Below are 23,592 nucleotides of genomic sequence, written 5' to 3'. Positions count from 1 at the left end.
TAGGATTTTATGAATTATCTGACTCAACTGGAACCGGATGAACTGGTCGAAACTTTTTTGGCCAGTCCTCCAAAAGATTTTACTGCATGGCAACTAACGAGTGATGTACCCGCTTTTGCTGCACGCTTTAATTTACTCACTACCGCTGATTCTGCTTTTCAGCAAAAAATTCGTCATTGGCCACTATTTCGTTGGTGGCAACGGTTTCTGCAACCTCTTACCTGTTTTATTGGCACAACGGTATCTGAATATGCTTTGTTCACTCAGCACCAATCAGCACAGCAATTAGCTTTAGAAATAAAGCAGAATTATGGCAAAAAATACCCGCTGCTGATTGTGAAAGATATTCCGCAACAGTCACCATTACTGGATACTCAGGCAAATGATTACGCAGCCACACTGATTCAATCATTGCAGCAACAGGGATTTATTGCAGTGGAAGGTCAGGCTTTAGCGTGGGTGCCTATTGATTTTAATGATATTGACGAATATCTGAGCCGCTTATCTTATCAACGCCGCAAAAATTTTCGACGTAAGTTGAAAACTCAGTCACTGGTTGAAACTGGTTGTCTACGCAGCGGTGATGCGTATTTTCAGGATGAGGACGTTTTAGCGCAGTTTTATCAGTTATATTTGAATGTTTACAATCAAAGTGAAATTCATTTTGATTTATTAACCCGGGAATTTTTTGTGCGTCTGTTGCAGGACAGCAGCAATCAAGCCCGAATTTTTACCTATCATTATCAACAGCAATTGATTGGATACAATATTTGTTTTGTTCTCAATAATATGCTGGTAGATAAATATATTGGCTTTGTTTATCCACAGGCTCGGAAGCTGAATCTGTATTATCTGAGCTGGTTTTATAATCTGGATTACGCTAGACAGCACGGACTGGATTTTTATGTAGCCGGTTGGACTGATCCGCAAGTGAAAGCATCCTTAGGCGCACATTTCACTTTTACCAAGCATATGGTCTATGTACGTAACCCGGTTTTAAGAACCTTACTATCCAAGATCAGTAGCCGCTTTGAGCAGGACAAAACTTGGCAGGAAGCCAGTAAGCAACATAGTCAGGATAGTAAAATACATGAATAAACCGGTAATTCTGGATTTTGACCACAGTACGGGCACAATAGCAGATGCTTTCAGAATTGAACTGGGGCAATGGCAGGAAGCTATTCGTTTTGGCTGTTCACAAGCCAAATTCAAACAGTTACAGGGAGAACTGGCACGACAGTTACCAGCGTGCTATGGTACGGTACTGATGGGTAGCGGCGATTACCACCATGTTTCACTATTACTGATTAAACGTTTACAGCAGTATTTCAGTGCTACTAACCCAATACAGATAGTTATTTTTGACAATCATCCAGACAATATGCGCTATCTGTTTGGGATTCATTGTGGCTCATGGGTAAGCTATGTGGCACAACTGCCTTTTGTCAGCCACGTACATGTACTGGGTATTACTTCAGATGATATTGGCCTTGCTCACTGCTGGGAAAACCGACTGGCGCCATTATTTCAAGGTAAATTAACTTACTGGTGTATGGATGTTCAAGTTGGCTGGGCAAAAAAAATCGGCCTACAACAGGCTTTTCGTGCCTTTGCTTCACCAGAAGAGCTGATTAGCGCATTTATTCATGCACAGCAACAAACCAGTGAATCAGTATATGTTTCAATTGATAAGGATGTGCTGGGTAAGGATGTGGTACAAACCAACTGGGATCAGGGTCGTATGCAGCTAGAGCATCTATTGAGTGTCATTGCTGCTCTGAATCAGCGCATTATTGGTAGTGACATTACCGGAGAAGTTTCTCAATGGCAATACACCAGCTTGCTCAAACGTCTGCTTAGCGCCATGGACAAACAGGAACCGATTCCGGCAGTCACGCTGGCTGCATGGCAGCAACAACACCATGCTGTTAACCAGCAGCTGCTCACTGCTTTAGCTCAACATCAGCAAACGGCATCTTGAATAACTTCACCTATTCGGGAAAATTGTGCATCAGTCAGCCATGGGCTATTGGTAATGGTTAACATACGTGCAGCAAAATCTTCAGCATTTGGCGTGGCCATAGTAGGTACAATCGGGCGCAAGTAATCGTATTGTGCCAGTGTATGGATGAATAAGCGCGTTACGCCTAAAGGACTAGCCCATAATTGGTTTAATACTGCATCGCGGTGCTGGCCGCTGGGCAATAACACCATCAGAAATGGCCATACTCCCTGACCATACTGGTCAATAATCACCTGTACACCGGTAATGCTCTGCAACTGTTGAATACGTTGCTGCGCCTGTTGTTGCAGGGTATGTAAAAATGCCGGTAAGCGCTGTAAGGCATTCGCAGCGACATTCTGACGCCAGCGGCTAACCCGATGCAAAGGGATAGCAAAATCAAAATCATCGCCTACTGCTGCAACCCATTGCTGCCGACGCAGTGCTTTGCGCCGGCCGTGTCCATAGGCAAAGTGCAACCCAGTAGGATTATATAAGGCTGTATACCCTAAAAGCTCGAGAGTTCGCAGTGCTTCCCATTTAAGCTGCAATGGTAATAACCTGTTGGCGGTGGTTTGTAAACTGCGGCGTAACTGTGTATCAGCTGCGGTTAGTAAACCTCCTTCATACATGGTTAGCCCTTTGCCGGCCGCCAGGCTAAACAATACAATATCGCCATGTTTGCCTACTTCAGCACCCAATGCCTGCGCCGCATCTTCTATTACGCTAATCTGGTGTGGCTGTACCAGTTGTTTAACGGTATCTACATCCGTTACCCGTCCACCCAGATGAGTGGGTATGACAGCCAATACATGCTCATTTAACAGGGTAGTAAGTTGTGCAATATCCAGATCAATGCTGTCTGGCCTTAAATCACATAGCTGTATCTGTAAACCACAATGGTGAATGGCTAAAGCTACCAGTGGACAGGTGTATGCCGGAACAATTACGGTTTTGCGTTGGGGATGTTGTTGTGCCAGCGTGGTTAAGGCAATAATTAGCGCGGCCGTACCGGAACAGGTAACCTGTAATGGCGACAAATTTAATTGTGCACTGACACTGTCTAGCAGTGATTGCTGTGTCGGCAACCAGTCACGCCATTTCAATGGTAAACCGGCAGTAGGCGGATTTTCATAATAGCTGGGCATAAATAGCACTAAAACTCAGACCCATAAAATTTAACACGCTTCATCATCTTTGCTGTGTTCAGTTTGGATGATTTCTTTTTCAGCCAGAGCCAAAAAGATGATGCCAGCCACAATAAATACTGCACCAATAATACGTATAGCAGTGATATGTTCATGAAACAGAAAAGCTGAAACCACCATAACTGTCACTACTTCCAGATGCGAAGCAGCAAACGCCGGGCCAACTGGGGCTTTCTTAAGTAACATCATCCAAGTAAAAAATGCCCCAATGTAGCCTGCAATGGCAATATAGACCCATGGCTGAGTAAATACCCGGATAATCCAGTCTAAACTTGCCTCTAGGGGCTGGGCATGAATAGCAGTTAGTTTAAAACTGCTTTGCCCTAGCGTATCGAACAATAATAAGAGCGCAAAACCAATTAAATAAAATTTACGCATTATGACGCTCCTACCAGTACTACCCCGATGGTGATACAGAACATGCCAATCAGCCGAAAACGAGTAAGTTTTTCCTGAAACAGCACACGTCCAACCAGCATCAGTACAATAATATTAATTGAACCCAGTAATATACCCTGTGACAAAGGCACCTGACTTAAAAACGCCAACCACAATAAAAATTCAGCGACATAGGAACCGATGCCAATCCATAACCAGTAATTACTGAACAGGTCGACCCAGTAATACCAGCCATCACGATTATTCGGCGCTATGGCTGCATATTTAAATGCAGTTTGTCCAAGCGTATCAAAACAAACGTTGGCCAACCACAACATGAACACAATCAGGGTCATACAATATTTCTTTCTGCTATAAGATGAGTATTCACTTAAGCTGACTGAGCAATATTTTCAAAAAAGGCAACTGACTGGTTGATAACTTCGCGCCGCTGCCGATCAATGGTAATCAGATGATAACTGTCATCCAGCACCACAAATCGAGTCGTTCCGCTAACATGCTTTTCTACTAAACGGGCATTGGTATTGATATTAGCAATATCATCGTGACCGGAATGCATAATCAGACAGGGAGCCTTTACCTGTGGCAGTTGCCGCCGCATCAGTTTGGCCAGTGTCTGCATTTCCGCCAATGCCGGAAATGGATTGCCAGCCAGACCGGCGCTGGCACTGTCGCCACTGAACATACTGGCAGCGACAGTTGCACGGATACGTTCGTCTTTCAGCCCATATGGTGGTTTTTCAATAAAAGAGGTTTTCTGAAATAAATGTAATTTTTTTAAAAAGGGTAACAAAACAAAAAGCTGTTTTGCCCAGAAGGGAATAGACCAGCCATCATAGCTAAACGTTACCCCATAGACACCAACACCCTTTACCAGCTCTGGCTGATCAGCAGCCAACTTCAATGCCAATAGCGCGCCCATCGATAATCCGGCTACGAATAGGTAGTCAACATGTTGCTGTAAAAACTGCGCAGCTTCCTGCACACTGGCATACCAGTCATGCCACGTGGTCTGACATAAATCAGTCTCATCACCACAATGACCGGCCAGCTGCATTGCATACACAGTAAAACCGGCCTGATGCAACCCTTTGGCCAGAATACGCATCTCATTTGGTGTACCGGTTAAACCGTGAATCAGGAGCACGCCATTGCGATTACCGGGTAAAAAATAGGAAGAATCTTGAATCATAATTTGAAATCAGCTATTAAAGCCTTATGCAGGAGACAGACAGTAATTTTCAGTTGGTGCTGTAATCAGGTCAGGCAAAATGGCAACAACATCATTAAAATCCTTAATCGGATAGTGTCGAATGCCCTGCTGCTGACAAAAATCAATTAGCTTATCTTTAGCAAAAACCAAATCTACTTTATCTGCCACACAAAAATCCGAAGTACCATCACCAACATAAAAAATCTTTTGAAAACCAACTAACTGTCGGCGATGTTGACATTTACAATTGCCACTGGCTTTAAGACAATGTTCATTGGCATAAGGAAAATCCAGTTTCCAGCCCTGCCGCTGATCATGCAATAAACGATTTGCAAAAATAGGCAAGAAATCAAAATTATATCGCTTCAGAATCGTCCGAATTGCATAATCCAGCCCATCACTGACAATATGCACATTTAAATGTGCATTACGCACCAGATCAATAAATTCGCTAAATGCTGGATCAATTCTGATTTGTGCCAGCACACTGTCCAATTCTGCCTGGCTAGCTTGCATATTAGCAATTTGCTGACGCATACATTCACGCGAACCAATCATGCCATCCAACCATTGCTGCTCCAATAAGGCACATTTTTCATTGCCGAAATGGTTCAGTAAGGTATCAGTAACATCTTTCTCACTAATGGTACCGTCAAAATCGCACAATATCGTATACTGAGTTAAACCATTGGCATAGAATAATGGTTTGTGGCTAGTCTGGTTCTCAACAATGGGAGTGAAACTGCTCATATTATCCCGAGTAAAAATTACAAACGAAAACAGGCTGGCATTGTAATAAGGAAAAAGGTGGATTATTCAAAATGATGAATACATTTGTGTGTAAACAAATATAACCAACACACTCAGTTTTCCGCCAATCACGACTTGCTGCTATACATATTGCAAACCAGCTGAAGCCGTGATTTGCCAGTCTGAGATTAAGGCTTATCAAAATATATTAGCTGATTAGTATATATTCATTTTGAATATGAATTTCAGTTCAATATATTGATAAAAACAGGAATACTTTCATGAATGTGCCGATGTATCCGTCTAAAATTCAAACTACTTGTTAGCCACCATCAGCATCAAACCTATCCCCAACAGATACTCATTTATCCAGATAACTTAAATATCTGGCAAATTTAGTCAAACAAACCGTATATTTTAAAACATTTCAGCCAGAAATTAAACCTATGTGATTGACGTATCTGTGAAATGATAGAAACAAATAGAGCGCTAAAATAATAACCATTGTTATTTTTACAATGGAAGCAAACAAAAGGATAACTAATTTATCTTAATTTTACATAATAATCAAGCCATGATCCTACCAAATTCCTTTTAGGCACAAGTAATCGTTCTATACAGAATAATTAGCTTACCCATTTTAATACTCTGTTTTACTATTCTACGCTGAAATCATTGCTGTTATTAAAATATTCTGGTAAGCACCAGCACGATCTACTTTAACCATCCATATTTGTCTTACTATTTATTTCTACAGTAGTCTGTTCCTATTGCCGGCAAGTACACAAAGAAAAAGTGCGGAAAATCCGCACTTTATATTCAAAGTAATTCATCAACAATATGGAACTCAAACATTCTTATGAATTACCGTTGTCTATAATTTACTTGCTACCGCACCTGTTAGCGCAAATCTTTTGATGAATTAGATACATGGCTCCGATTATCGGTAACATCATCCAGATCATGACCAGGATTCATCACCATATCCCCTTCTTTCACCGGACTGGACGCACTTATAATAAGAGCCGATGACAATTTGTCACTAACACGATAAATCAGTGCCAGACCAACTTCCTCTGCGGGGATGCTCAGGTATCTAATTATGCTGCGCGATGCTTTAGGATCAGTGGATATACCGGCTGTAAACTGACGTCTCTTTTTATACAGACTCACTACTGTACCCTTATCTACCCCATCATTGCTACCCAAATTCAGGGTAATTGTCTGGTAAGTACCTGCCTCCTGAGTTCCATCCATAATAGAAATAATTTTGCCTTTAACCTGAGTATTGGGTGCATGTGGCATCATCTGGAACGAATCCTGCTCATCGGTTACTTTTAACAGATAATCACCTTTACTAATTTCCGATGCGGCATTGGTAACCACCAGCGGCTGCGCGGAACGGGTAGGTAGTTTAATCAGCGGATTCACGCGCGTATAATACTCATCTTTGGGTAAGCTGGCAGCATCGCTTGTACTTCGTTCAGCCAGAGCACTGTTTTTTCCGGCCAGAGTTGCTACTTCACCACTGAAGCGTACCATCTGACCCAGATATTTATGTGTATCCGGATCGGTAATATTTTTTTCGATCCGGTAAACCAGATAACGACCTGATTCCAGTGTACGATCAGCATATACACGGTCGCCAGTTGAATATATAGCACGACTTTCAGGCCCTCCAACAAGACGTGGTGCCTTTCTGGTTTGTTCTTTGTCAATGACCTGCGGATGCTGCATAAATATACGGTAAAAATCGACATCTACGGTATTAATACCATAACCGGAAGACATATTACGCACCCGTGGCTGCAGCTTAACAGTTGGAATATCACCACTGTTGTCAAAACCGAGGCGGGGTTGACCATCAACATAACGAAGGCTTAAAACCTGTCCTGGATAGATTTTCTGTGGATTCTGAATCTGGGCACGATTAGAACCCCACAGTTGTGGCCATTGCCACGGACTGTAAAGATACTTACCGGATATGCTCCACAGAGTATCGCCGTTTTTCACTACATATTGTGCTGGTGCATCCGGACGTAATTTCAATTTGGCCATTACGGGTGTAGAGATTGCCACACCCAGCGTACACAGCAGGGTTATAATATGTTTATGCATGTAAAGTATCCTTAGTGAACTTACTGTTTTAAATGGTCGTTGTATGACATAGTATGGATATTAGTGCCAGTTTACCTGAATCCATATCAACAATCTTTAAAAAATCCATATTGCCATCATGTAATCAGGTCAAATTGAACAAGGAATTAAACACACAATGGCTCTATTAAACATTTTACAATATCCTGATGAGCGTTTACACACTGTTGCGCAATCTGTGACTCAATTTGATAACAGAATTCGCACTCTGGTGCAGGATATGGCCGAAACCATGTACCAGGCACGCGGTATCGGGCTGGCCGCAACTCAGGTTAATGTTCATGAACGTGTAGTGGTGATGGATCTTTCCGAGGAACGTAACGAACTGCGCGTATTTATCAATCCGGTGATTACTGCCAGAGAAGGTGATACTGAATACGAAGAAGGCTGCCTTTCTGTACCCGGTATTTATGAGTTAGTGCACCGTTCGGAGCGCATCACTGTCGAAGCATATGATGAACATGGTGAAAAATTCACACTAGAAGCGGATGGCCTGTTGGCTATCTGTATTCAGCACGAGCTGGATCATCTTGCCGGCAAAGTATTTGTCGAATATCTGTCACCATTGAAACAGAATCGCATCAAAACCAAACTGAAAAAACGCGCACGCGAAAAAATGTGAATAACCCTGTTGTCAGCCCTGATATTTGTACCACCATCTTTAAATGATAGTGATGGTGTTTTTTGTGGATTTATTGCATGAAGCCTTCTGTTATTTTTGCTGGAACGCCTGATTTTGCTGCCGCAGCCCTTGATGCTATTGTTGCTGCCGGTTTTGATGTACCGCTGGTATTAACCCAGCCAGATCGCCCCTGTGGCCGTGGATTAAAGTTACAGCCCAGCGCAGTCAAAAAGGCTGCACTGGCACATGGTCTTACAGTAATCCAGCCAAGCACCCTGAAAACGGCTGAAGCACAGGCAGTACTACAAGAGCAGAATGCGGATGTAATGGTGGTGGCTGCTTATGGATTATTATTACCGCAGGCAGTGCTGGATATTCCCAGATATGGCTGTCTGAATATTCACGCGTCACTACTGCCACGCTGGCGTGGCGCCGCACCAATACAGCGCGCTATTGAAGCTGGTGATCAGGAAACCGGTGTATGTATTATGCAAATGGATGCTGGTCTGGATACGGGTGCAGTAATCAGTCGGCATATTTATACCATAAATTCTGATGATACGGCTGCTGAAGTACACGATGCACTGATGCATCTGGGTGCGAATGCAATTGTTGCAGATTTGCAACAAATCACCCGATTACAACCCACGGCACAAAGCGAAACGGGCGTAACCTATGCTCGCAAATTAAGCAAAGCTGAAGCACAAATCAACTGGACACGTCCCGCCACGGAAATAGCCCGCAAAATTCGTGCCTTTAATCCGGTACCAGGCGCATGGACTGTCTGGCAGGACAAACCACTTAAAATCTGGCGCGCACAAGTCACTTCGCATACAGGGACACCAGGCACAGTACTGCATAGTAACGAGCATGAACTGATTATTGCCTGCGGCTGTGGCGCCATCAGTATTGAGGAAGTCCAGAAAGCTGGCAGCAAGGCCATGCCTGTTACCGCCTTTCAGGCTGGCAATACTTTACAGCAAGGTATAGTACTGGCATCAGCGGAGAGCAATGCATGAGTATGGCGCGTGCCCAGCAACTGGCGGTTCACGCCATCGGTGAAGTATTAAACGGACGTAATCTCAGCGAAGTTCTGGTTCAGGCAATGCAGTATCCAGAACTGTCAGCTGCGGATAAAGGTGCCTTGCAGGATCTCAGTCATGGTAGTCTGCGTCATTTAGGCATGTTGCGACAACTTGTGCAACAAATGACAAAAACATTACCACCGGCAGAAATTGGCAACCTTCTCGTCATTGCTTTATATCAACTGCACTTTACCCGCAATGCAGCCCATGCCGTGGTTAATGAAGCCGTTAATCATGCCCGCCAGCTGCACGGAGGCCGTTACCAGAAGCTGGTTAATGCTTTGTTACGGCGCTTTTTGCGTGAACGCGAAACCTTACTGGCCAGTGCACTTAAACAGAATGAAGCGCGTTACAACCTGCCTGCATGGTGGTTAAATTACCTGAAAAAGCATTATCCCCAGCACTGGCACAACATGGTCACAGCCATGGCGCAACATCCACCCATGACGTTGCGAATCAACCGTCGTTATACAGATGCTGAACAGTATCAGGCGAAACTGACGGCTGCCGGCATTCCGGCCAGAATTCTGGATACTCATAGCGTCATGCTACAACAGGCAGTAGCTGTACAGAAGCTGCCGGACTTCGCAGCGGGTCACGTGTCGGTACAGGACTTCGGTGCCCAGCAGGCTATTCCCATGCTTAACCCGCAGTCTGGCGAACGTATTCTGGATGCCTGTGCTGCTCCCGGTGGCAAAACCGGACATATACTCGAATGGGCAGACTGTGACGTTACCGCTCTGGATATTGATCCTTTGCGCCTGAAACGCGTACAGGACAACCTGCAGCGCTTGCAGCAACGGGCACACTTGCATTGTGCTGACGCAAAAGAGCTGCACTCATGGTATGATAACAACACTTTTGATGCCATTCTGGCCGATGTACCATGCACAGCTTCAGGTGTAGTAAAACGTCATCCAGACATCAAATGGCTGCGCCAGCCACAGGATAGCCGGAAAACTGCGTTACAGCAGGAAGCGTTACTGGACAGTCTGTGGCTGACATTAAAATCAGGCGGTCGCCTGCTTTTAGCCACCTGTTCGATTTTTATGGAAGAAAATCAGCAACAGCTAACCCATTTTTTAACCCGACATGCGGATGCCCGCCAGCGTCAATCACGTGTATTGTTACCGGACAGCAAACAAGATGGCTTTTTTTACGCGCTTATCGATAAAATCTAGTCTATTTTTTGCCTGTCTCCTCTGCCTGAGTACTGCTGTAGTAAAGGCAGAGGGCATCAGCACTACACGTGCTCAGGCTTATATTACCAGCAATGGCCAGCTTTCCATCAATACACGTTTTAATACCCAGCTGCCCGATCAGCTAAAACAGGCACTGACACAGGGTGTACCATTAAACTTTGACCTGAACTATCAGCTTACCTCCCCCACACTTGCTTCCTACCGCAACCGGATTAACAACCTGATTGCCGGTGATAATCTTATTCAGTACAAACTGGCCTTTCACCCACTTACTAATCGCTATCGTGTCAGTATGGGGTCTACTTTTTCTACGGAATACAACAGTCTTGATACCGCACTCAGAGCCATTGGCGCAGCAGCTAATTGGCGTGTACTCAGCAGCGGTACACTCAGTGGTGTATCAGCAGGAGAAGTCCGTGCAGATGTACGTCTGAGCCTGAGCATCAGCCAGTTACCAAAACCATTTCAAATCAATGCACTAACATCTCATAGCTGGCAACTGGATTCTGGCTGGCATCGTCTTGTTATCAACGTGGATTAATCATAATGAGACGGCTAATTCTGGTCATGGCAGTGCTCTGTGTAGTCACCCTGTATGTTCTGGCCGTCGCTACCGGTAATACCAGTGTTTTATCGCAATATTTCTGGTTTGCATTTGGCTTTGCTTCACTATTGGTACTTACACTGACATTAATGGCTGGTTCTTACTGGTGGAAACTATTACAGAGCCGGCACCGGCATGAATTCGGTTCCAAAATTGCCATGCGTCTGGCCTCTATGTTTACACTGGTAGCTGTATTACCTGGCCTGTTCCTGTTTGGGGTATCTGCACAGTTTATTTCACACAGCATTCACTCATGGTTTGGTAACGATACTGAAGAAGCACTCAACCGCAGTATCAGCCTGAGTAAATCCGCTCTGGATTATGAACTGGACAATAGTGTCCGCCGTGCAGCCAATATCCAGATTGCCCTGATTGCCGCCGATGGTATGAAAGAACCACTCTTACCGGTTCTCGAAAGTAATGGCAAAAGCAAACAGTTTAGCCAGCTAAATATCCACAATCTCCGCAGTAACCAGCTTGTTGCCGAATATAATCCACTGCATCTTTCCACGCCGGAACTTAACAAGAATCTGATACACCAGTTACATACCACAGGTTCAGTGCGGGAAATTGAAAGCATCAATAACATCCTTTATGCTCAGGGCTGGCTGATTTTACCGGGCCACAACAATGATAATGCCCTGTTTTTCCGTCAACCCATTCCGCCCAAAGTTGCGCAGGATGCCACACTGATTGAAGCTGCCCGCGCCAAATATGGTGAACTGAGTTTTACCAAAAAAAGTTTACAAACCTTTTTTCTGGCCACTCTATTGATGGCCACCCTGCTGGCAATTGTTTTAGCCTTACTGGTAGCCCTGTATTTTGCACGCCAGTTTGTTGCACCAATTCTGTCGCTGGCAGATGGTGCCCGAGCAGTAGCCAAAGGTGATCTGGATGTCCAGCAAACCATTCACCGTAATGACGAACTGGGTAAACTAACTGATTTGTTTAATCACATGACAGTCCAGCTGCGCCATTCACGAGAGCAGCAGGAAGCAGCCAGACATTATCTGGAATATATTCTCAACAGCCTGACTACCGGCGTGGTTACCCTTAATCCAGAAAACTGCCTGATTACTTTTAACAAGATGGCCGAAAACATTCTCGGGCAAAGTCTGAACTCAATTCTTGGACAGAACATAAACCAGCTGGCCGAACAAAGCCCACGGGCAGCAATGCTGGCAGATGTATTCCAGCAGATTCTGGCTACGGAACACCAGAACAAACCAGCACAAATCACCTATAATCACAAAGATGAAACCCTGATACTGCTTGGCAAAGCCACACCACTACCTGAAGACAGTGGCGGCGGTACTATACTGGTATTTGATGATGTCACTGCTCTGGTAAGCGCACAAAAAGAAGCGGCCTGGGGTGAGGTTGCGCAACGGCTGGCACATGAAATCCGCAATCCACTGACACCTATCCAATTATCTGCCGAACGGCTGGCATGGAAACTCAGTGACAAACTCAGCGATGCAGATGCCCAGATTCTCAACCGCGCCACCAATACTATTATTCGACAGGTAGCAGCGATGAAAGATATGGTTGAAGCATTCCGCAACTATTCCCGTTCTCCAGCGTTAAAGTTCACAAATCTTGATTTAAATGAATTAATACGCGAGGTTTTGGTACTTTACGAAGGTAGTAATTGTACATTTGCGGTTAATTTGAGTAAGATAGCAATGAATGTTAACGCCGACAGTGGGGCATTACGTCAGGTTATTCATAATCTGCTAAAAAATGCAGTGGAAGCAGCCACGGCTGATATCTCACCCGAAGTCAGCGTACAAACCGAGCTAAATAACGAACACATCCTTATCTACGTAAGCAATAATGGCAAAACATTCAGTCAGGAGATGTTATTACATGCATTTGACCCTTATGTAACAGACAAACCCGGTGGTACCGGACTGGGATTACCAGTAGTCAAAAAAATCATTGAAGAACACGGCGGGCGGATCCAGATCAGTAATCAGAAAAACGGACTGGCTTGTGTCAAAATAACCTTACCCTTACAGGTGAATAGAAATGCGAAGCAGTGATATTTTAATTGTTGACGATGAAGTAGGTATCCGTGACTTATTATCGGAAATCCTACAAGACGAAGGTTATACCGTCACCACGGCCGAAAATGCCGATACTGCCCGCCAACTGCGTCAGCAAACCCGTCCTGCCATGGTATTGCTGGATATCTGGATGCCAGATTGCGATGGCATTACTTTACTGAAAGAATGGGCAAAATCCGGTCAGTTAACCATGCCAGTGGTAATGATGAGTGGCCACGCCAGTATTGATACCGCGATAGAAGCAACCAAAATCGGTGCACTGGATTTTCTGGAAAAACCCATTTCCCTGCAAAAACTGCTCAGCACAGTGGATCGTGCCCTGAAATATGGACAGATGCAGGCTGCCTCCAATCTGTCATTAGACAAACTCGGGCATAGCCCTGCTATCAAGGAGCTGAATCAGCATCTAGAACGTATAGCCAAATTCAGCACTCCTGTACTGCTAACTGGAGAGCTGGGTTCACCTTTTGAACTGGTTGCACGTTCATTTCATAAAAGCGCAACTCCGTGGGTGGAACCATCAAAAGTAGAGCAGATTGTTGACGCACCCATTGAATTATTGCAGAAAGCCACCGGTGGCATACTCTATCTGGGTGATATTGCTCAATACGGCAAAAGCACCCAGCAAAGCATCGGCTTTATTCTGACCAAAGCAGATCGCTACAATGTACGCATCATCTGTGTTTGTAGCCGGCCAATCAAGGAAATGATTACCGACCCGCTACAGGATAACAAACTGCTTAATACCCTTTCATCACTAATTGTTGCCATTCCTCCATTACGCTCACAACTGGATGACATGGTATTTCTGGTAGAACAAATTACTACCGAGCTGGCAGAAAGTCAGAAAATTCCGCCAGTAAAATTTACTACAGCAGCCCTGAATGAACTGCGCCAGTATGACTGGCCGGGCAATCTGGAACAACTACGCAGTGTTGTCAAAAGCCTGATGCTAACAGCAGAACATAACGAAATCGACGTTAACGCCATCAGTACCATCCTGAATCAGTTCAAATATAACCACCCACATGAAAGCATGACTGGTTTTAATTTTGATCTGCCTCTGCGTGAATTGCGCGAAGATCTGGAAAGACGCTATTTCGAATACCATATTGCTCAGGAAGGGCATAACATGAGCAAAGTAGCCCAAAAAGTAGGCCTGGAGCGTACCCATCTTTATCGCAAATTAAAACAGCTTGGTATCCAGTTTTCACGACGCCAGACTGAAAATAAATCCTGTTGATTGGTACAAATAAAAAATTCCAAAAACAGATTATTAATTTTATTCATAACAACTGACGGATTTTTCAAAGAAAATATTCAATAAAACATTGATTGAGTATGCCTGAAACGTTATGGTTAGATATCTAACCATAACTACTGGAGAGGCTGTTCAATCATGAGTTTCACACCGCTGAGTTTTGAATTTTTCCCGCCACGTACTGAAGAAGGACGGCGTAAACTTGCTATTACCCGCAAGCAGCTAAGTCAATATCAACCTGAATATTTTTCATGCACTTACGGTGCAGGCGGCACCACGCGCGCCGGTACACTGCAAACCATTACCGATATCTTGAATGATGGTGTGGCAGCCGCACCTCATTTAGCTTGTATAGGTGCCAGCCGCGAAGAAATGACCGGCCTGCTCCAAACCTATAAAAACATGGGTATCCGTCATATCGTAGCCTTACGTGGCGACGTTCCTTCCGGCGTAGGCTTCGGACATCAGGGCTTACGCTATGCCAATGAATTGGTTGGACTAATCCGTCAGGAATTTGGTGACTGGTTTCATATAGAAATCGCTGCTTATCCTGAATTTCACCCACAATCCCGTAGTGCTGAAGATGATATCAATCACTTTGTGCGTAAATGTCAGGCTGGTGCTGACTCAGCTATTACCCAATACTTTTTCAATGCAGATAGCTATTTCTGGTTTGTAGATGAAGTGCAGAGCCGTGGAGTGAATATTCCCATTATTCCCGGCATCATGCCTATTGCCAGTTTCTCCAAGCTGGCGCGTTTTTCTGAAACCTGTGGTGCAGAGATTCCACGCTGGTTACGTCTGAAACTTCAGTCCTATGCTGACGATACTGCATCAATTAAAGCGCTGGGGCTAGATGTAGTCACTGAAATGTGCGATCACTTATTGCAACAGGGTGCACCTAGCTTACATTTTTATACCCTCAATCAGGCCGGACTGGTCTCCACTATCTGCCAGCGCTTAGGTTACTGATTTAAATAGATGCTAAAAAAATACTGCACATAAAACTGTTCAACTTAATGGACTGTCTGCCTCAAGTAATTTCTTATATAAAACGCCATACAAATAAAAAACCCCTATCAAATTAATGATAAGGGGCTATATGGATAATCTGTTACACTCTGTCTGGCAATCACCCATTCCCAGCCAGTTACAACGCAACAAATAATGCTAATGCGTTAATAACTGATTCAAAAACTGTTGGGCACGTTCATGCTGCGGCCGCTGGAAAAATTCTTCTGGCGCCGCTTCTTCAACAATTTCTCCATGGTCAATAAATACCACCCGATCAGCAACTTCACGGGCAAAACCCATCTCATGAGTTACCACCATCATTGTCATACCACTGAGTGCCAAATCTTTCATTACCTTTAGCACTTCACCAATCATTTCAGGGTCTAAGGCAGAAGTAGGTTCATCAAACAGCATCACCCGTGGTTCCATGGCCAGACCACGTGCAATCGCTACCCGCTGCTGTTGCCCACCGGATAGCTGCTGTGGGAAAGCATCGCATTTATGCGCAAGTCCCACTTTAGCCAGAAGCTCCTGTGCCTTGGCTTCTGCCTCTGCGCGACTCTGTTTTTTCACCTTCATCGGTGACAAAATAATATTTTCCAGAACGGTCAGGTGTGGATACAGATTGAAATGCTGGAACACAAATCCAACTTCAGTACGCACCCGATTTAAATCTGCTTTCGGATCGGCAACATTAATCCCATCCACCCAGATTTCACCCTGCTGAATTTTTTCCAGCTGATTTACAGTACGAATCAGCGTAGATTTACCGCTGCCAGATGGCCCGCATACAACCACCACTTCCCCTTGGCTGACACTCAGATTCACACCATTAATAACATGTAAGTCCTTAAACCACTTATGGACATTTTTAAATTCAATCATGTATTCCCCACATCCTGAAACCGTCCGCATCAGCCACTCAGACAGACGCACCAATTTGCAATAAATAATTACTTAATGCCACATAAAGCTCTGGCGTAATCCGCTCCGGCCGGCAGCCCGGATCAATCCCCACGGCCATTAATGCTGCATCATCTACCCATTCCTTCAGATTATTATGAATGGTTTTCCGGCGCTGCTGAAAAGCCTGTTTGACCAAAGCAGCAAAATGATTAAAATCCTGCGCAACTCCAATACGACCACGCTGTGGAATCATCCGTACCACCGCTGAATCAACCTTCGGCGCAGGAGTAAATGCCTGTGGTGGCACATCAAGTAAATTTTCCATCTCAAAAAAATACTGCAACATCACACTCAAACGGCCATAATCATTACTACCCGCAACTGCTACCATTCGCTCAACCACTTCTTTTTGCAGCATAAAGTGCATATCAACAATATCATCAGCATACTGACCAAAGCGAAATAACAACGGCGTAGAAATATTATAAGGTAAATTACCCACAATTTTTTTTCGACCCGGCACACTGGCAAAATCAAACTGCAATACATCACCTTCATGAATAACCAGTTTGGATGCAAATGGCAAAGTACGCAAATGCGCCACAATATCACGGTCAATCTCAATCACATGCAACTTGTCAACAGCCGCCGCCAGAGGAGTCGTAATGGCTGCCAGTCCCGGACCAATTTCAATCACAATATCCGCAGGCTGTGGACGCACCGCACGCACAATATCCTGAATAATACTTTTATCCTGTAGGAAATTCTGGCCAAAGCGTTTACGGGCACGATGTTCTTTCATATCACTTCCTTCAAATTTGCCCTATTATAAAATAAAACCATTACCATCAACTTACCGGTTTAACCGGCACACGCCCATTGGCAAAAGCCACCAACACCAGCCAGTATTTAATCAGACAGATAACGCAACGGATTAACCGCCCGACTATTCACCCTTACCTCAAAATGCAGCTTTACCCCAGTAGTACCACTGTCACCCATCGTCGCAATCGTCTGCCCCGCCTGCACACTCTGCCCATTGCGCACTTTTAGTGAGTCATTATATGCATAAGCTGTCATCGTACTATTACTGTGTTTAATCAATACCAGCCGGCCATATCCACGCAACTCATCACCAGCATACTGCACCGTACCCGCGGCTGCGGCCTTAACCGGTGTACCGCGGCTACCAGCAATATCAATACCCTTTTGCGTTTGGCCATTAAACATACTGATCACTTTCCCGCGTACCGGCCATTGCAAACGGATATCAGGAGCTGCTGTACTGGTAGCCACTGCTTCAGATTGACCTGCAACACGGCCAGATGACGGTTTTACTCCAGCAGGACGGCCTGACACCGCTGCCGGCTTGCGCACACGAATCAGTTGCCCTACCTCAATTGCATTAGCATTAGCCAGATTATTCCAGCGTACCAGCGTATTCACATTCTGATTAAAGCGTAAACCAATCCGATATAAAGTATCCCCACGCTGCACACGATAAAAACCATTTTGGGCACTACCACTCATTACCGGTGCCTTAGCTGTGGTGTTACTCTGACATCCGCCCAGTAACAATCCCATACATGGTATTAAATATAAACCAAACCGCCACAACATCCCGTACAACTTCCATACCTGTATCATTAATCTATCTCAACCCCAACAATAATCCGTACAGTACAATAGGTTTAATTATCCTATGGTCAATATTAACATAGCTTTTCCCTCACATCCGCCAGCCGCCCGATCAATCTGCCAAGAGATACAGATAGCCATTTTGTGCCCTGACATATTGAATTCCCCAATCCTGCAACCATCTATAAAAACTGTTATAGCTAAAAAGGGAAACTCACATGCGATATATGAGTTGGGCATTACTGATACTGGCGGCGCTGGAAGTGATTTCCATTATTCTGGTTAGTAATCTGATTGGCGGTGGCTGGACACTGCTTCTCATCATACTGTCTATTGCCTGTGGCGTGTTTATGCTACGCAATATCGGCCTGTCCGGCTTATTTCTCGCTGTAACTACCATTCGCACCGGCAGCAATGTATCGCTCTACCAGTTATTATGGCCTCTCCGTTATATACTGTCAGCCATCATGCTTATCAGCCCCGGATTTGTATCTGATATATTCGCCGTCCTGCTACTGCTGCCCATCAGTGGTAAACCCTTAGCCAGCACCAGCAACAATCCTTTTTCCAACACACCACAGCCAGACCAAAACGACATTATCGAAGGTGAATTCACCGTAGAAAATAACAATGGACAAACCCATCATTCCAATAAACAACAACACCTTCCACCCAGATAATTGGATTAATAAAAACCAAAAGCCGCACGGAATACATCCGGCGGCTTTTCTTCATTATGTTCCGTTACTCTAAACGCATTTGTGGAAACAGAATCACATCACGTATAGTCTGTGCGTCCGTCAGCAACATTACCAAGCGATCCATCCCAATACCACAGCCACCGGTTGGTGGTAAACCATACTCCATAGCACGAATATAATCCGCATCGTAGTGCATCGCCTCATCATCACCTGCATCCAGCTGTGCCACCTGTGCCTTAAAGCGTGCTGCCTGATCTTCAGAGTCGTTTAACTCCGAATAACCATTAGCCAGTTCACGCCCTACCACAAACAGCTCAAAACGTTCAGTTAAACCAGGTTTAGTATCAGAAGCACGTGCCAGTGGCGACACCTCTACCGGATAGTCAACAATAAATGTCGGCTGCCATAACTGAGCTTCAGCACACTCCTCAAACAGCGCCAGCTGTAAACTGCCCAGTCCCTGCGCCACAGGTAAAGCACCACCCAGTTTTTTAATTTCAGATTTCAGCCATGCCTCATCTGCCAGCTGTTCATCAGCATACTGCGAATTAAAATGTTTGATTGCCTCCACAATAGTCATCCGCGCAAACGGCTGGCTTAAATCCACTTCCTTACCGTTATAGCTCACAACCGCACTACCAGTAGCCTCAATGGCTGCCGCACGAATCACCTTTTCCGTCATATCCATCATACGCTGGTAATCACCATAGGCTTCATAGAATTCCATCATGGTAAATTCCGGATTATGACGCGTACTCATACCTTCATTGCGGAAATTGCGATTAATTTCAAATACCCGCTCCAGCCCCCCTACAACCAGCCGTTTCAGATAAAGCTCAGGCGCCACCCGCAAAAATAAATCCATATCCAGCGCATTATGATGCGTTACAAACGGCTTTGCTGTTGCACCGCCCGGAATGGGATGCATCATCGGCGTCTCCACTTCCAGATAACGCTCGCTTACCATCACATTACGAACCGCCTGAATAATCCGGCTGCGTTTCACAAAAGTATCCCGCGTCTGCTCATTAGTAATCAAATCCACATAACGCTGACGGTATTTCTGCTCCTGATCAGCCAATCCATGGAATTTATCCGGTAATGGACGTAACGATTTAGTAAGCAGACGAAGAGCGGATACCCGCACTGTCAGCTCACCATGATTCGTTTTCATCAACTCACCTTCAGCACCAACAATATCACCCAGATCCCAGTGCTTGAATGCATCATGTACCTGCTCACCCACACCCTGATTATTAATATACAGCTGGATACGTCCGGTCATATCCTGAATTGTAGCAAAGCTGGCTTTACCCATATGACGCTTCAGCATAATACGTCCTGCAACCTTGACTGGAATAGCCTTTTCCGCCAGAACATCTTTATCAAACTGCTCATACTGCTCATGCAGATCACCGGCAAAAGCATCGCGCTTAAAATCATTCGGAAACGCAATACCCTGCGTCCGAATTGCCGTCAGCTTATCGCGACGATTTGCCATAATCTGATTTTCATCCAGTTGCTCTTCGTGTGCGCCACCAACCGACGCATTATGCTGTTCACTCATATGTATTCCCATACCATAATATCTAGTTCTTTCCTGTAACCACCAGACAAAAACATCAACCCAACTGTGGCATTAATCAACCAGAAAATAACTACTTATTCTAATCCAAAATAGCCATTTTAACACGCAAAGCACCAGCCTCTTATCTGATAGCCAAACAACGTACCGTTAAAAAAACAGCATCATCAACCCATATCCACAAAAACTGCACAATAAACAATTAACTGACACACACCATATATCTTTTAACGATTAAATCTCACACAAACTCATAATAAAATCCGGTTATATATTCTTACTTACAATACCCCACTGCAAATATATTCACTTTCAAAGAACACAATCGCAGCAACCATTACCTACCAAATCTGAAAGAAAACAAACCAGATAGCAGCGTCTATACCACTACCAACAAAGTAAAAAAATACTAAAAAAATAAATCAAAATTAAATTACCTCATTTCCACCAAATCAATTCAGCTTATATACAGTAATAATTAACCTAACCACATTCAGCAATTACCCAATAAAAACCATACATAAATATACAAATTAAAACCAACTAAAAATAACACCCCAAAACACAGATTAATAAAAATAAAATTTTATTAAAATAATTCAATAAATTACATTTTGACTAATAACTAGCTTTGTAGTCGAATACAACAAGCAGATTTATTTTATAAACATTTACATTGATTTATATCAGCCAAGTATTCCCCAGCAGCATCACTACAGCATACAGAATCAGGAAACTCAAATGAATAAAACTTACCAACCAACATGGCGAATCAGAACAAAAGCATATATTAGCGCATCCGCACCAAAGCCAGAGTTCAGAAAAAAAACACTGGTTCAACTAATGGCAGTTATCGGCATTATCGCTTTCACTACCAGCGAAGCATATGCCAGCTGCTCTGATTCATCTAATAAAAATTGTATTACCAAAGAAACAAACTCATCGCCATCCACATACAGCGGAAACACCACCAATTTTGATGGCTATATCGCAAACGACAATACAGATCCAGTAAACATCTCCACCAGCGATAAACCATTAAATAATTCACTAACCATCATAAATAATGCTGGCGCCAGCGATTTGAATGTCACAGTAAAAAATACAAATATAAAAAACATATACTCCCTTAACAACTCAGGAAAAGCAGCAATATCAATCACCACAACCGCAGACATGACAACACCCAATGGTTTTGGCATCTCCGTGAGCAACGCCGGTACAAATCTCACGCTCAACACCAAAAACATTAACAGCCAGACAAACGCAATCTACGCTGTAAACTATGGTACCGGTGCCACCTCTATCACCACAGCAGACATCACCTCCAGCGGTAGCAATGGCATCTATGCACAAAATAGCAATAACACCACAGACCTGACCATCACAACCGGAACAATCAATGCCAATCAAAATGGCCTTTACCTCAAAAACAGTGGTACCGGTACCACCTCTATCACCATCAATGGTGATGTCACCTCCGCCAATAGTGATGCCATCTATGCAGAAAACGACCCCGCCGCAACAGATCTAACCATCAATACCAAAACCGTTAACGGTAAAAATAATGGTATCTACGCCGCAAACTTCGGCACAGGTTCAACAACAGTGACAGCAGAAGGCAACATAACAGCTACCAATCAAAACGGCATATACGCATTCAATCATGGTAAGGATCTAACCATCAACACACACGATGTACAGGGCTCCCAAAGCGGAATCTATGCAACTAATGAAGGTACCGGTTCCACCTCAATAACAGCCAAAGGCAACATAACTGCAACCAACAGCGATGCCATTCATATTGAGAATAAAAGCAATACCAAAGACCTGATTATCAAAACAGATAACGTAAACGCCAAAATGAACGGCATATATACCACCAACAACGGTACAGGCATTACCTCCATAACTGTCAGTAATGATATTATCGCCGCCAATAGCACCGGTATATTTGCACAAAACTCAAATACAGCCGGCAACCTAAACATCAACGCAAAGAATATCAACGCCAACCTAAACGGTATATACGTCATCAATAATGGAACCGGCTCAACCTCAATCACCACTGCTGGTACCATACAAGGCCTGCACCAATATGGCATCCACGCAGAAAATAACCAAACAGGTACAGATATCAGCATTAATCAGACCAATGGTTCCATTACGGGCGCGTTAGACGGCATTGATGTACTCAACCGCACCCCGCATGGAAACAACACCGTCACCGTAACAGGGAAAGTCACTGGCGGCACGGGCGCAGGTATTTATACCAGCGGCAGCCCCGGAACCACCACACTAATCACACTTAATAACGGTGCCAATGTCGATGCCACCTCAGGTACAGCGATTCGCGACGCTGATGGCAACTCCATTATCACCATCAACAATGGAGCCAAAGTAAGCGGCTCAATTATTCTGGGTAATGGCAGCGATACCTTAAACATCAATAGCGGAGCAGATACATCAGCTATTACCGTACTTGATGGCGGCGATGACACCAGCGATAGTGATGGAATGATTGATACACTCAATATCAGCCAGTCACTGACTGGTTCATCTAGCAGCAATGGCACAACCGGAAATATAGGCATCCGCAACTGGGAAAATATCAACCTCCTACAACAAAGCACACTCACCCTGACTGGTGATTTAAATACCAGCAACCTCAATATCGACCCAGCTGCAACATTAAATCTTATCCCATCCCTACATCAGGCCGTAATAAATGGCAATATCACAAATTCCGGTAATCTAAGCTTAAGTAATAATCAAGCAGGTGACCACTTAACCATCAATGGCAACTATATCGGCAACAATGGCACAATTACCCTAGATACCGTATCACAGGATAATAACAGCGCAACCGATAAATTGTTTATTAATGGTAATGCCTCCGGTCGAACCACAGTACGAATGAATAACACAAACGGACTGGGTGCTGATACCGGCACCACCGATGGTATTGAAATTATCAATATCACAGGTAACAGCACCAACAACGCCTTTAATCTGCAAAATGATCATATTGATGCTGGTGCTTACGAATATCATTTGTACAAAGGCAATATTAATGGCCAGAACAGCAACTGGTATTTACGCACTCAACTAGCAAAACCTGACGATCCGAATAACACGAATAACACGAACAACCCGAACAACCCGAACAACCCGAA

The 23,592-nt window shown here is 44.3% G+C and carries 21 protein-coding genes; 11 read left to right on the top strand and 10 right to left on the bottom strand.

Annotated features, from left to right (window positions below):
• Positions 1 to 9 precede the first annotated feature (9 nt).
• Together BGI33_RS06185 and BGI33_RS06180 are read left to right on the top strand one after the other, a co-directional pair.
• Entirely contained in the window at positions 10 to 1,098 is a 1,089-nt protein-coding gene (locus tag BGI33_RS06185; RefSeq protein ID WP_100090422.1) for a GNAT family N-acetyltransferase, read from the top strand.
• A complete protein-coding gene (locus tag BGI33_RS06180) occupies positions 1,091 to 1,981 on the top strand; it encodes a hypothetical protein (RefSeq protein ID WP_100090421.1) in 891 nt (296 codons plus the stop codon). The genes BGI33_RS06185 and BGI33_RS06180 overlap by 8 nt, the downstream gene beginning before the upstream one ends.
• On the opposite strand, the gene BGI33_RS06175 is transcribed toward BGI33_RS06180, so the two are convergent.
• The 6 genes from BGI33_RS06175 to BGI33_RS06150 form a co-directional block, all read right to left on the bottom strand.
• Positions 1,963 to 3,150, bottom strand: coding sequence for a DegT/DnrJ/EryC1/StrS family aminotransferase (locus BGI33_RS06175; RefSeq protein WP_100090420.1), 1,188 nt, complete (start codon positions 3,148 to 3,150; stop codon positions 1,963 to 1,965). The two genes, BGI33_RS06180 and BGI33_RS06175, sit on opposite strands and share 19 nt — an antisense overlap.
• A gap of 30 nt (positions 3,151 to 3,180) precedes the next feature.
• Positions 3,181 to 3,588 carry a DMT family transporter gene (locus BGI33_RS06170; RefSeq protein ID WP_100090419.1) on the bottom strand — a complete coding sequence of 136 codons (408 nt, stop codon included), beginning with the start codon at positions 3,586 to 3,588 and terminating at the stop codon, positions 3,181 to 3,183.
• Positions 3,588 to 3,944, bottom strand: a complete 357-nt coding sequence (locus tag BGI33_RS06165) for an EamA family transporter (protein ID WP_100090418.1) — start codon at positions 3,942 to 3,944, stop codon at positions 3,588 to 3,590. Before BGI33_RS06165 ends, BGI33_RS06170 begins: the two co-directional genes overlap by 1 nt.
• A 35-nt stretch (positions 3,945 to 3,979) precedes the next feature.
• Positions 3,980 to 4,801 (bottom strand): alpha/beta hydrolase, encoded by an 822-nt coding sequence (locus tag BGI33_RS06160; protein ID WP_100090417.1) that lies wholly within the window; start codon positions 4,799 to 4,801, stop codon positions 3,980 to 3,982.
• A 24-nt stretch (positions 4,802 to 4,825) separates the two neighbouring features.
• On the bottom strand, positions 4,826 to 5,572 hold the full coding sequence (locus BGI33_RS06155; RefSeq protein WP_100090416.1) for an MtnX-like HAD-IB family phosphatase: 747 nt from the start codon (positions 5,570 to 5,572) through the stop codon (positions 4,826 to 4,828).
• Positions 5,573 to 6,472: 900 nt separating this feature from the next.
• Positions 6,473 to 7,690, bottom strand: a complete 1,218-nt coding sequence (locus BGI33_RS06150; protein WP_100090415.1) for a LysM peptidoglycan-binding domain-containing protein — start codon at positions 7,688 to 7,690, stop codon at positions 6,473 to 6,475.
• A 157-nt stretch (positions 7,691 to 7,847) separates the two neighbouring features.
• On the opposite strand from BGI33_RS06150, the gene def reads away from it, so the two are divergent.
• The 7 genes from def (at position 7,848) to metF (ending at position 15,544) form a co-directional block, all read left to right on the top strand.
• Positions 7,848 to 8,351, top strand: coding sequence for a peptide deformylase (def, locus tag BGI33_RS06145; RefSeq protein WP_100090414.1), 504 nt, complete (start codon positions 7,848 to 7,850; stop codon positions 8,349 to 8,351).
• A gap of 77 nt (positions 8,352 to 8,428) precedes the next feature.
• Positions 8,429 to 9,370, top strand: coding sequence for a methionyl-tRNA formyltransferase (gene fmt / locus BGI33_RS06140; protein ID WP_100090413.1), 942 nt, complete (start codon positions 8,429 to 8,431; stop codon positions 9,368 to 9,370).
• Positions 9,367 to 10,617: a 16S rRNA (cytosine(967)-C(5))-methyltransferase RsmB gene (gene rsmB / locus BGI33_RS06135; protein WP_100090412.1), complete on the top strand. Its 1,251-nt coding sequence runs from the start codon at positions 9,367 to 9,369 to the stop codon at positions 10,615 to 10,617. The genes fmt and rsmB overlap by 4 nt, the downstream gene beginning before the upstream one ends.
• The gene (locus tag BGI33_RS06130; RefSeq protein WP_100090411.1) at positions 10,583 to 11,179 is read left to right on the top strand and encodes a DUF4390 domain-containing protein; all 597 of its coding nucleotides are present in this window, start codon (positions 10,583 to 10,585) and stop codon (positions 11,177 to 11,179) included. Before rsmB ends, BGI33_RS06130 begins: the two co-directional genes overlap by 35 nt.
• Positions 11,180 to 11,184: 5 nt before the next feature.
• A complete protein-coding gene (locus BGI33_RS06125) occupies positions 11,185 to 13,287 on the top strand; it encodes a sensor histidine kinase (protein WP_100090410.1) in 2,103 nt (700 codons plus the stop codon).
• Positions 13,274 to 14,554, top strand: coding sequence for a sigma-54-dependent transcriptional regulator (locus BGI33_RS06120; protein ID WP_100090409.1), 1,281 nt, complete (start codon positions 13,274 to 13,276; stop codon positions 14,552 to 14,554). The genes BGI33_RS06125 and BGI33_RS06120 overlap by 14 nt, the downstream gene beginning before the upstream one ends.
• Positions 14,555 to 14,710: 156 nt before the next feature.
• Positions 14,711 to 15,544 carry a methylenetetrahydrofolate reductase [NAD(P)H] gene (metF, locus tag BGI33_RS06115; protein ID WP_100090408.1) on the top strand — a complete coding sequence of 278 codons (834 nt, stop codon included), beginning with the start codon at positions 14,711 to 14,713 and terminating at the stop codon, positions 15,542 to 15,544.
• Positions 15,545 to 15,742: 198 nt separating this feature from the next.
• On the opposite strand, the gene BGI33_RS06110 is transcribed toward metF, so the two are convergent.
• The 3 genes from BGI33_RS06110 to BGI33_RS06100 all read right to left on the bottom strand — a co-directional run bounded on the left by BGI33_RS06110 (position 15,743) and on the right by BGI33_RS06100 (position 18,022).
• Entirely contained in the window at positions 15,743 to 16,471 is a 729-nt protein-coding gene (locus tag BGI33_RS06110; RefSeq protein ID WP_100090407.1) for an amino acid ABC transporter ATP-binding protein, read from the bottom strand.
• A gap of 37 nt (positions 16,472 to 16,508) precedes the next feature.
• The gene (gene rsmA / locus BGI33_RS06105; RefSeq protein ID WP_100090406.1) at positions 16,509 to 17,294 is read right to left on the bottom strand and encodes a 16S rRNA (adenine(1518)-N(6)/adenine(1519)-N(6))-dimethyltransferase RsmA; all 786 of its coding nucleotides are present in this window, start codon (positions 17,292 to 17,294) and stop codon (positions 16,509 to 16,511) included.
• A 107-nt stretch (positions 17,295 to 17,401) separates the two neighbouring features.
• Complete coding sequence (locus tag BGI33_RS06100) at positions 17,402 to 18,022, bottom strand: peptidoglycan DD-metalloendopeptidase family protein (RefSeq protein WP_257379022.1); 621 nt, start codon at positions 18,020 to 18,022, stop codon at positions 17,402 to 17,404.
• 326 nt (positions 18,023 to 18,348) lie between these two features.
• Between BGI33_RS06100 and BGI33_RS06095 the strand changes: the two genes are divergently transcribed.
• Positions 18,349 to 18,810 carry an FxsA family protein gene (locus tag BGI33_RS06095; protein ID WP_100090405.1) on the top strand — a complete coding sequence of 154 codons (462 nt, stop codon included), beginning with the start codon at positions 18,349 to 18,351 and terminating at the stop codon, positions 18,808 to 18,810.
• A 64-nt stretch (positions 18,811 to 18,874) separates the two neighbouring features.
• Here BGI33_RS06095 and lysS read toward each other — a convergent pair whose 3' ends face one another.
• Positions 18,875 to 20,398, bottom strand: a complete 1,524-nt coding sequence (gene lysS / locus BGI33_RS06090) for a lysine--tRNA ligase (protein WP_100090404.1) — start codon at positions 20,396 to 20,398, stop codon at positions 18,875 to 18,877.
• 759 nt (positions 20,399 to 21,157) lie between these two features.
• Here lysS and BGI33_RS06085 point away from each other — a divergent pair.
• A partial coding sequence (locus BGI33_RS06085; RefSeq protein WP_144235370.1) for an autotransporter outer membrane beta-barrel domain-containing protein occupies positions 21,158 to 23,592 on the top strand: 2,435 nt, incomplete at its 3' end.

Source organism: Snodgrassella alvi (assembly GCF_002777425.1).
Classification (GTDB): domain Bacteria; phylum Pseudomonadota; class Gammaproteobacteria; order Burkholderiales; family Neisseriaceae; genus Snodgrassella; species Snodgrassella alvi_B.
Note: the sequence above shows the minus strand (reverse complement) of the source record. Positions and strands in the feature narration are given on the sequence as shown.

Coding starts and splice junctions, on each gene's coding strand:
- rsmA (WP_100090406.1), bottom strand. CDS start 17,294: ATGAAAGAACATCGTGCCCGTAAACGCTTTGGCCAGAATTTCCTACAG.
- BGI33_RS06100 (WP_257379022.1), bottom strand. CDS start 18,022: ATGAGTGGTAGTGCCCAAAATGGTTTTTATCGTGTGCAGCGTGGGGAT.
- BGI33_RS06095 (WP_100090405.1), top strand. CDS start 18,349: ATGCGATATATGAGTTGGGCATTACTGATACTGGCGGCGCTGGAAGTG.
- BGI33_RS06150 (WP_100090415.1), bottom strand. CDS start 7,690: ATGCATAAACATATTATAACCCTGCTGTGTACGCTGGGTGTGGCAATC.
- BGI33_RS06155 (WP_100090416.1), bottom strand. CDS start 5,572: ATGAGCAGTTTCACTCCCATTGTTGAGAACCAGACTAGCCACAAACCA.
- def (WP_100090414.1), top strand. CDS start 7,848: ATGGCTCTATTAAACATTTTACAATATCCTGATGAGCGTTTACACACT.
- rsmB (WP_100090412.1), top strand. CDS start 9,367: ATGAGTATGGCGCGTGCCCAGCAACTGGCGGTTCACGCCATCGGTGAA.
- BGI33_RS06175 (WP_100090420.1), bottom strand. CDS start 3,150: ATGCCCAGCTATTATGAAAATCCGCCTACTGCCGGTTTACCATTGAAA.
- metF (WP_100090408.1), top strand. CDS start 14,711: ATGAGTTTCACACCGCTGAGTTTTGAATTTTTCCCGCCACGTACTGAA.
- BGI33_RS06130 (WP_100090411.1), top strand. CDS start 10,583: ATGGCTTTTTTTACGCGCTTATCGATAAAATCTAGTCTATTTTTTGCC.
- BGI33_RS06160 (WP_100090417.1), bottom strand. CDS start 4,801: ATGATTCAAGATTCTTCCTATTTTTTACCCGGTAATCGCAATGGCGTG.
- BGI33_RS06110 (WP_100090407.1), bottom strand. CDS start 16,471: ATGATTGAATTTAAAAATGTCCATAAGTGGTTTAAGGACTTACATGTT.
- BGI33_RS06165 (WP_100090418.1), bottom strand. CDS start 3,944: ATGACCCTGATTGTGTTCATGTTGTGGTTGGCCAACGTTTGTTTTGAT.
- fmt (WP_100090413.1), top strand. CDS start 8,429: ATGAAGCCTTCTGTTATTTTTGCTGGAACGCCTGATTTTGCTGCCGCA.
- BGI33_RS06185 (WP_100090422.1), top strand. CDS start 10: ATGAATTATCTGACTCAACTGGAACCGGATGAACTGGTCGAAACTTTT.
- BGI33_RS06125 (WP_100090410.1), top strand. CDS start 11,185: ATGAGACGGCTAATTCTGGTCATGGCAGTGCTCTGTGTAGTCACCCTG.
- BGI33_RS06120 (WP_100090409.1), top strand. CDS start 13,274: ATGCGAAGCAGTGATATTTTAATTGTTGACGATGAAGTAGGTATCCGT.
- BGI33_RS06170 (WP_100090419.1), bottom strand. CDS start 3,588: ATGCGTAAATTTTATTTAATTGGTTTTGCGCTCTTATTATTGTTCGAT.
- lysS (WP_100090404.1), bottom strand. CDS start 20,398: ATGAGTGAACAGCATAATGCGTCGGTTGGTGGCGCACACGAAGAGCAA.
- BGI33_RS06180 (WP_100090421.1), top strand. CDS start 1,091: ATGAATAAACCGGTAATTCTGGATTTTGACCACAGTACGGGCACAATA.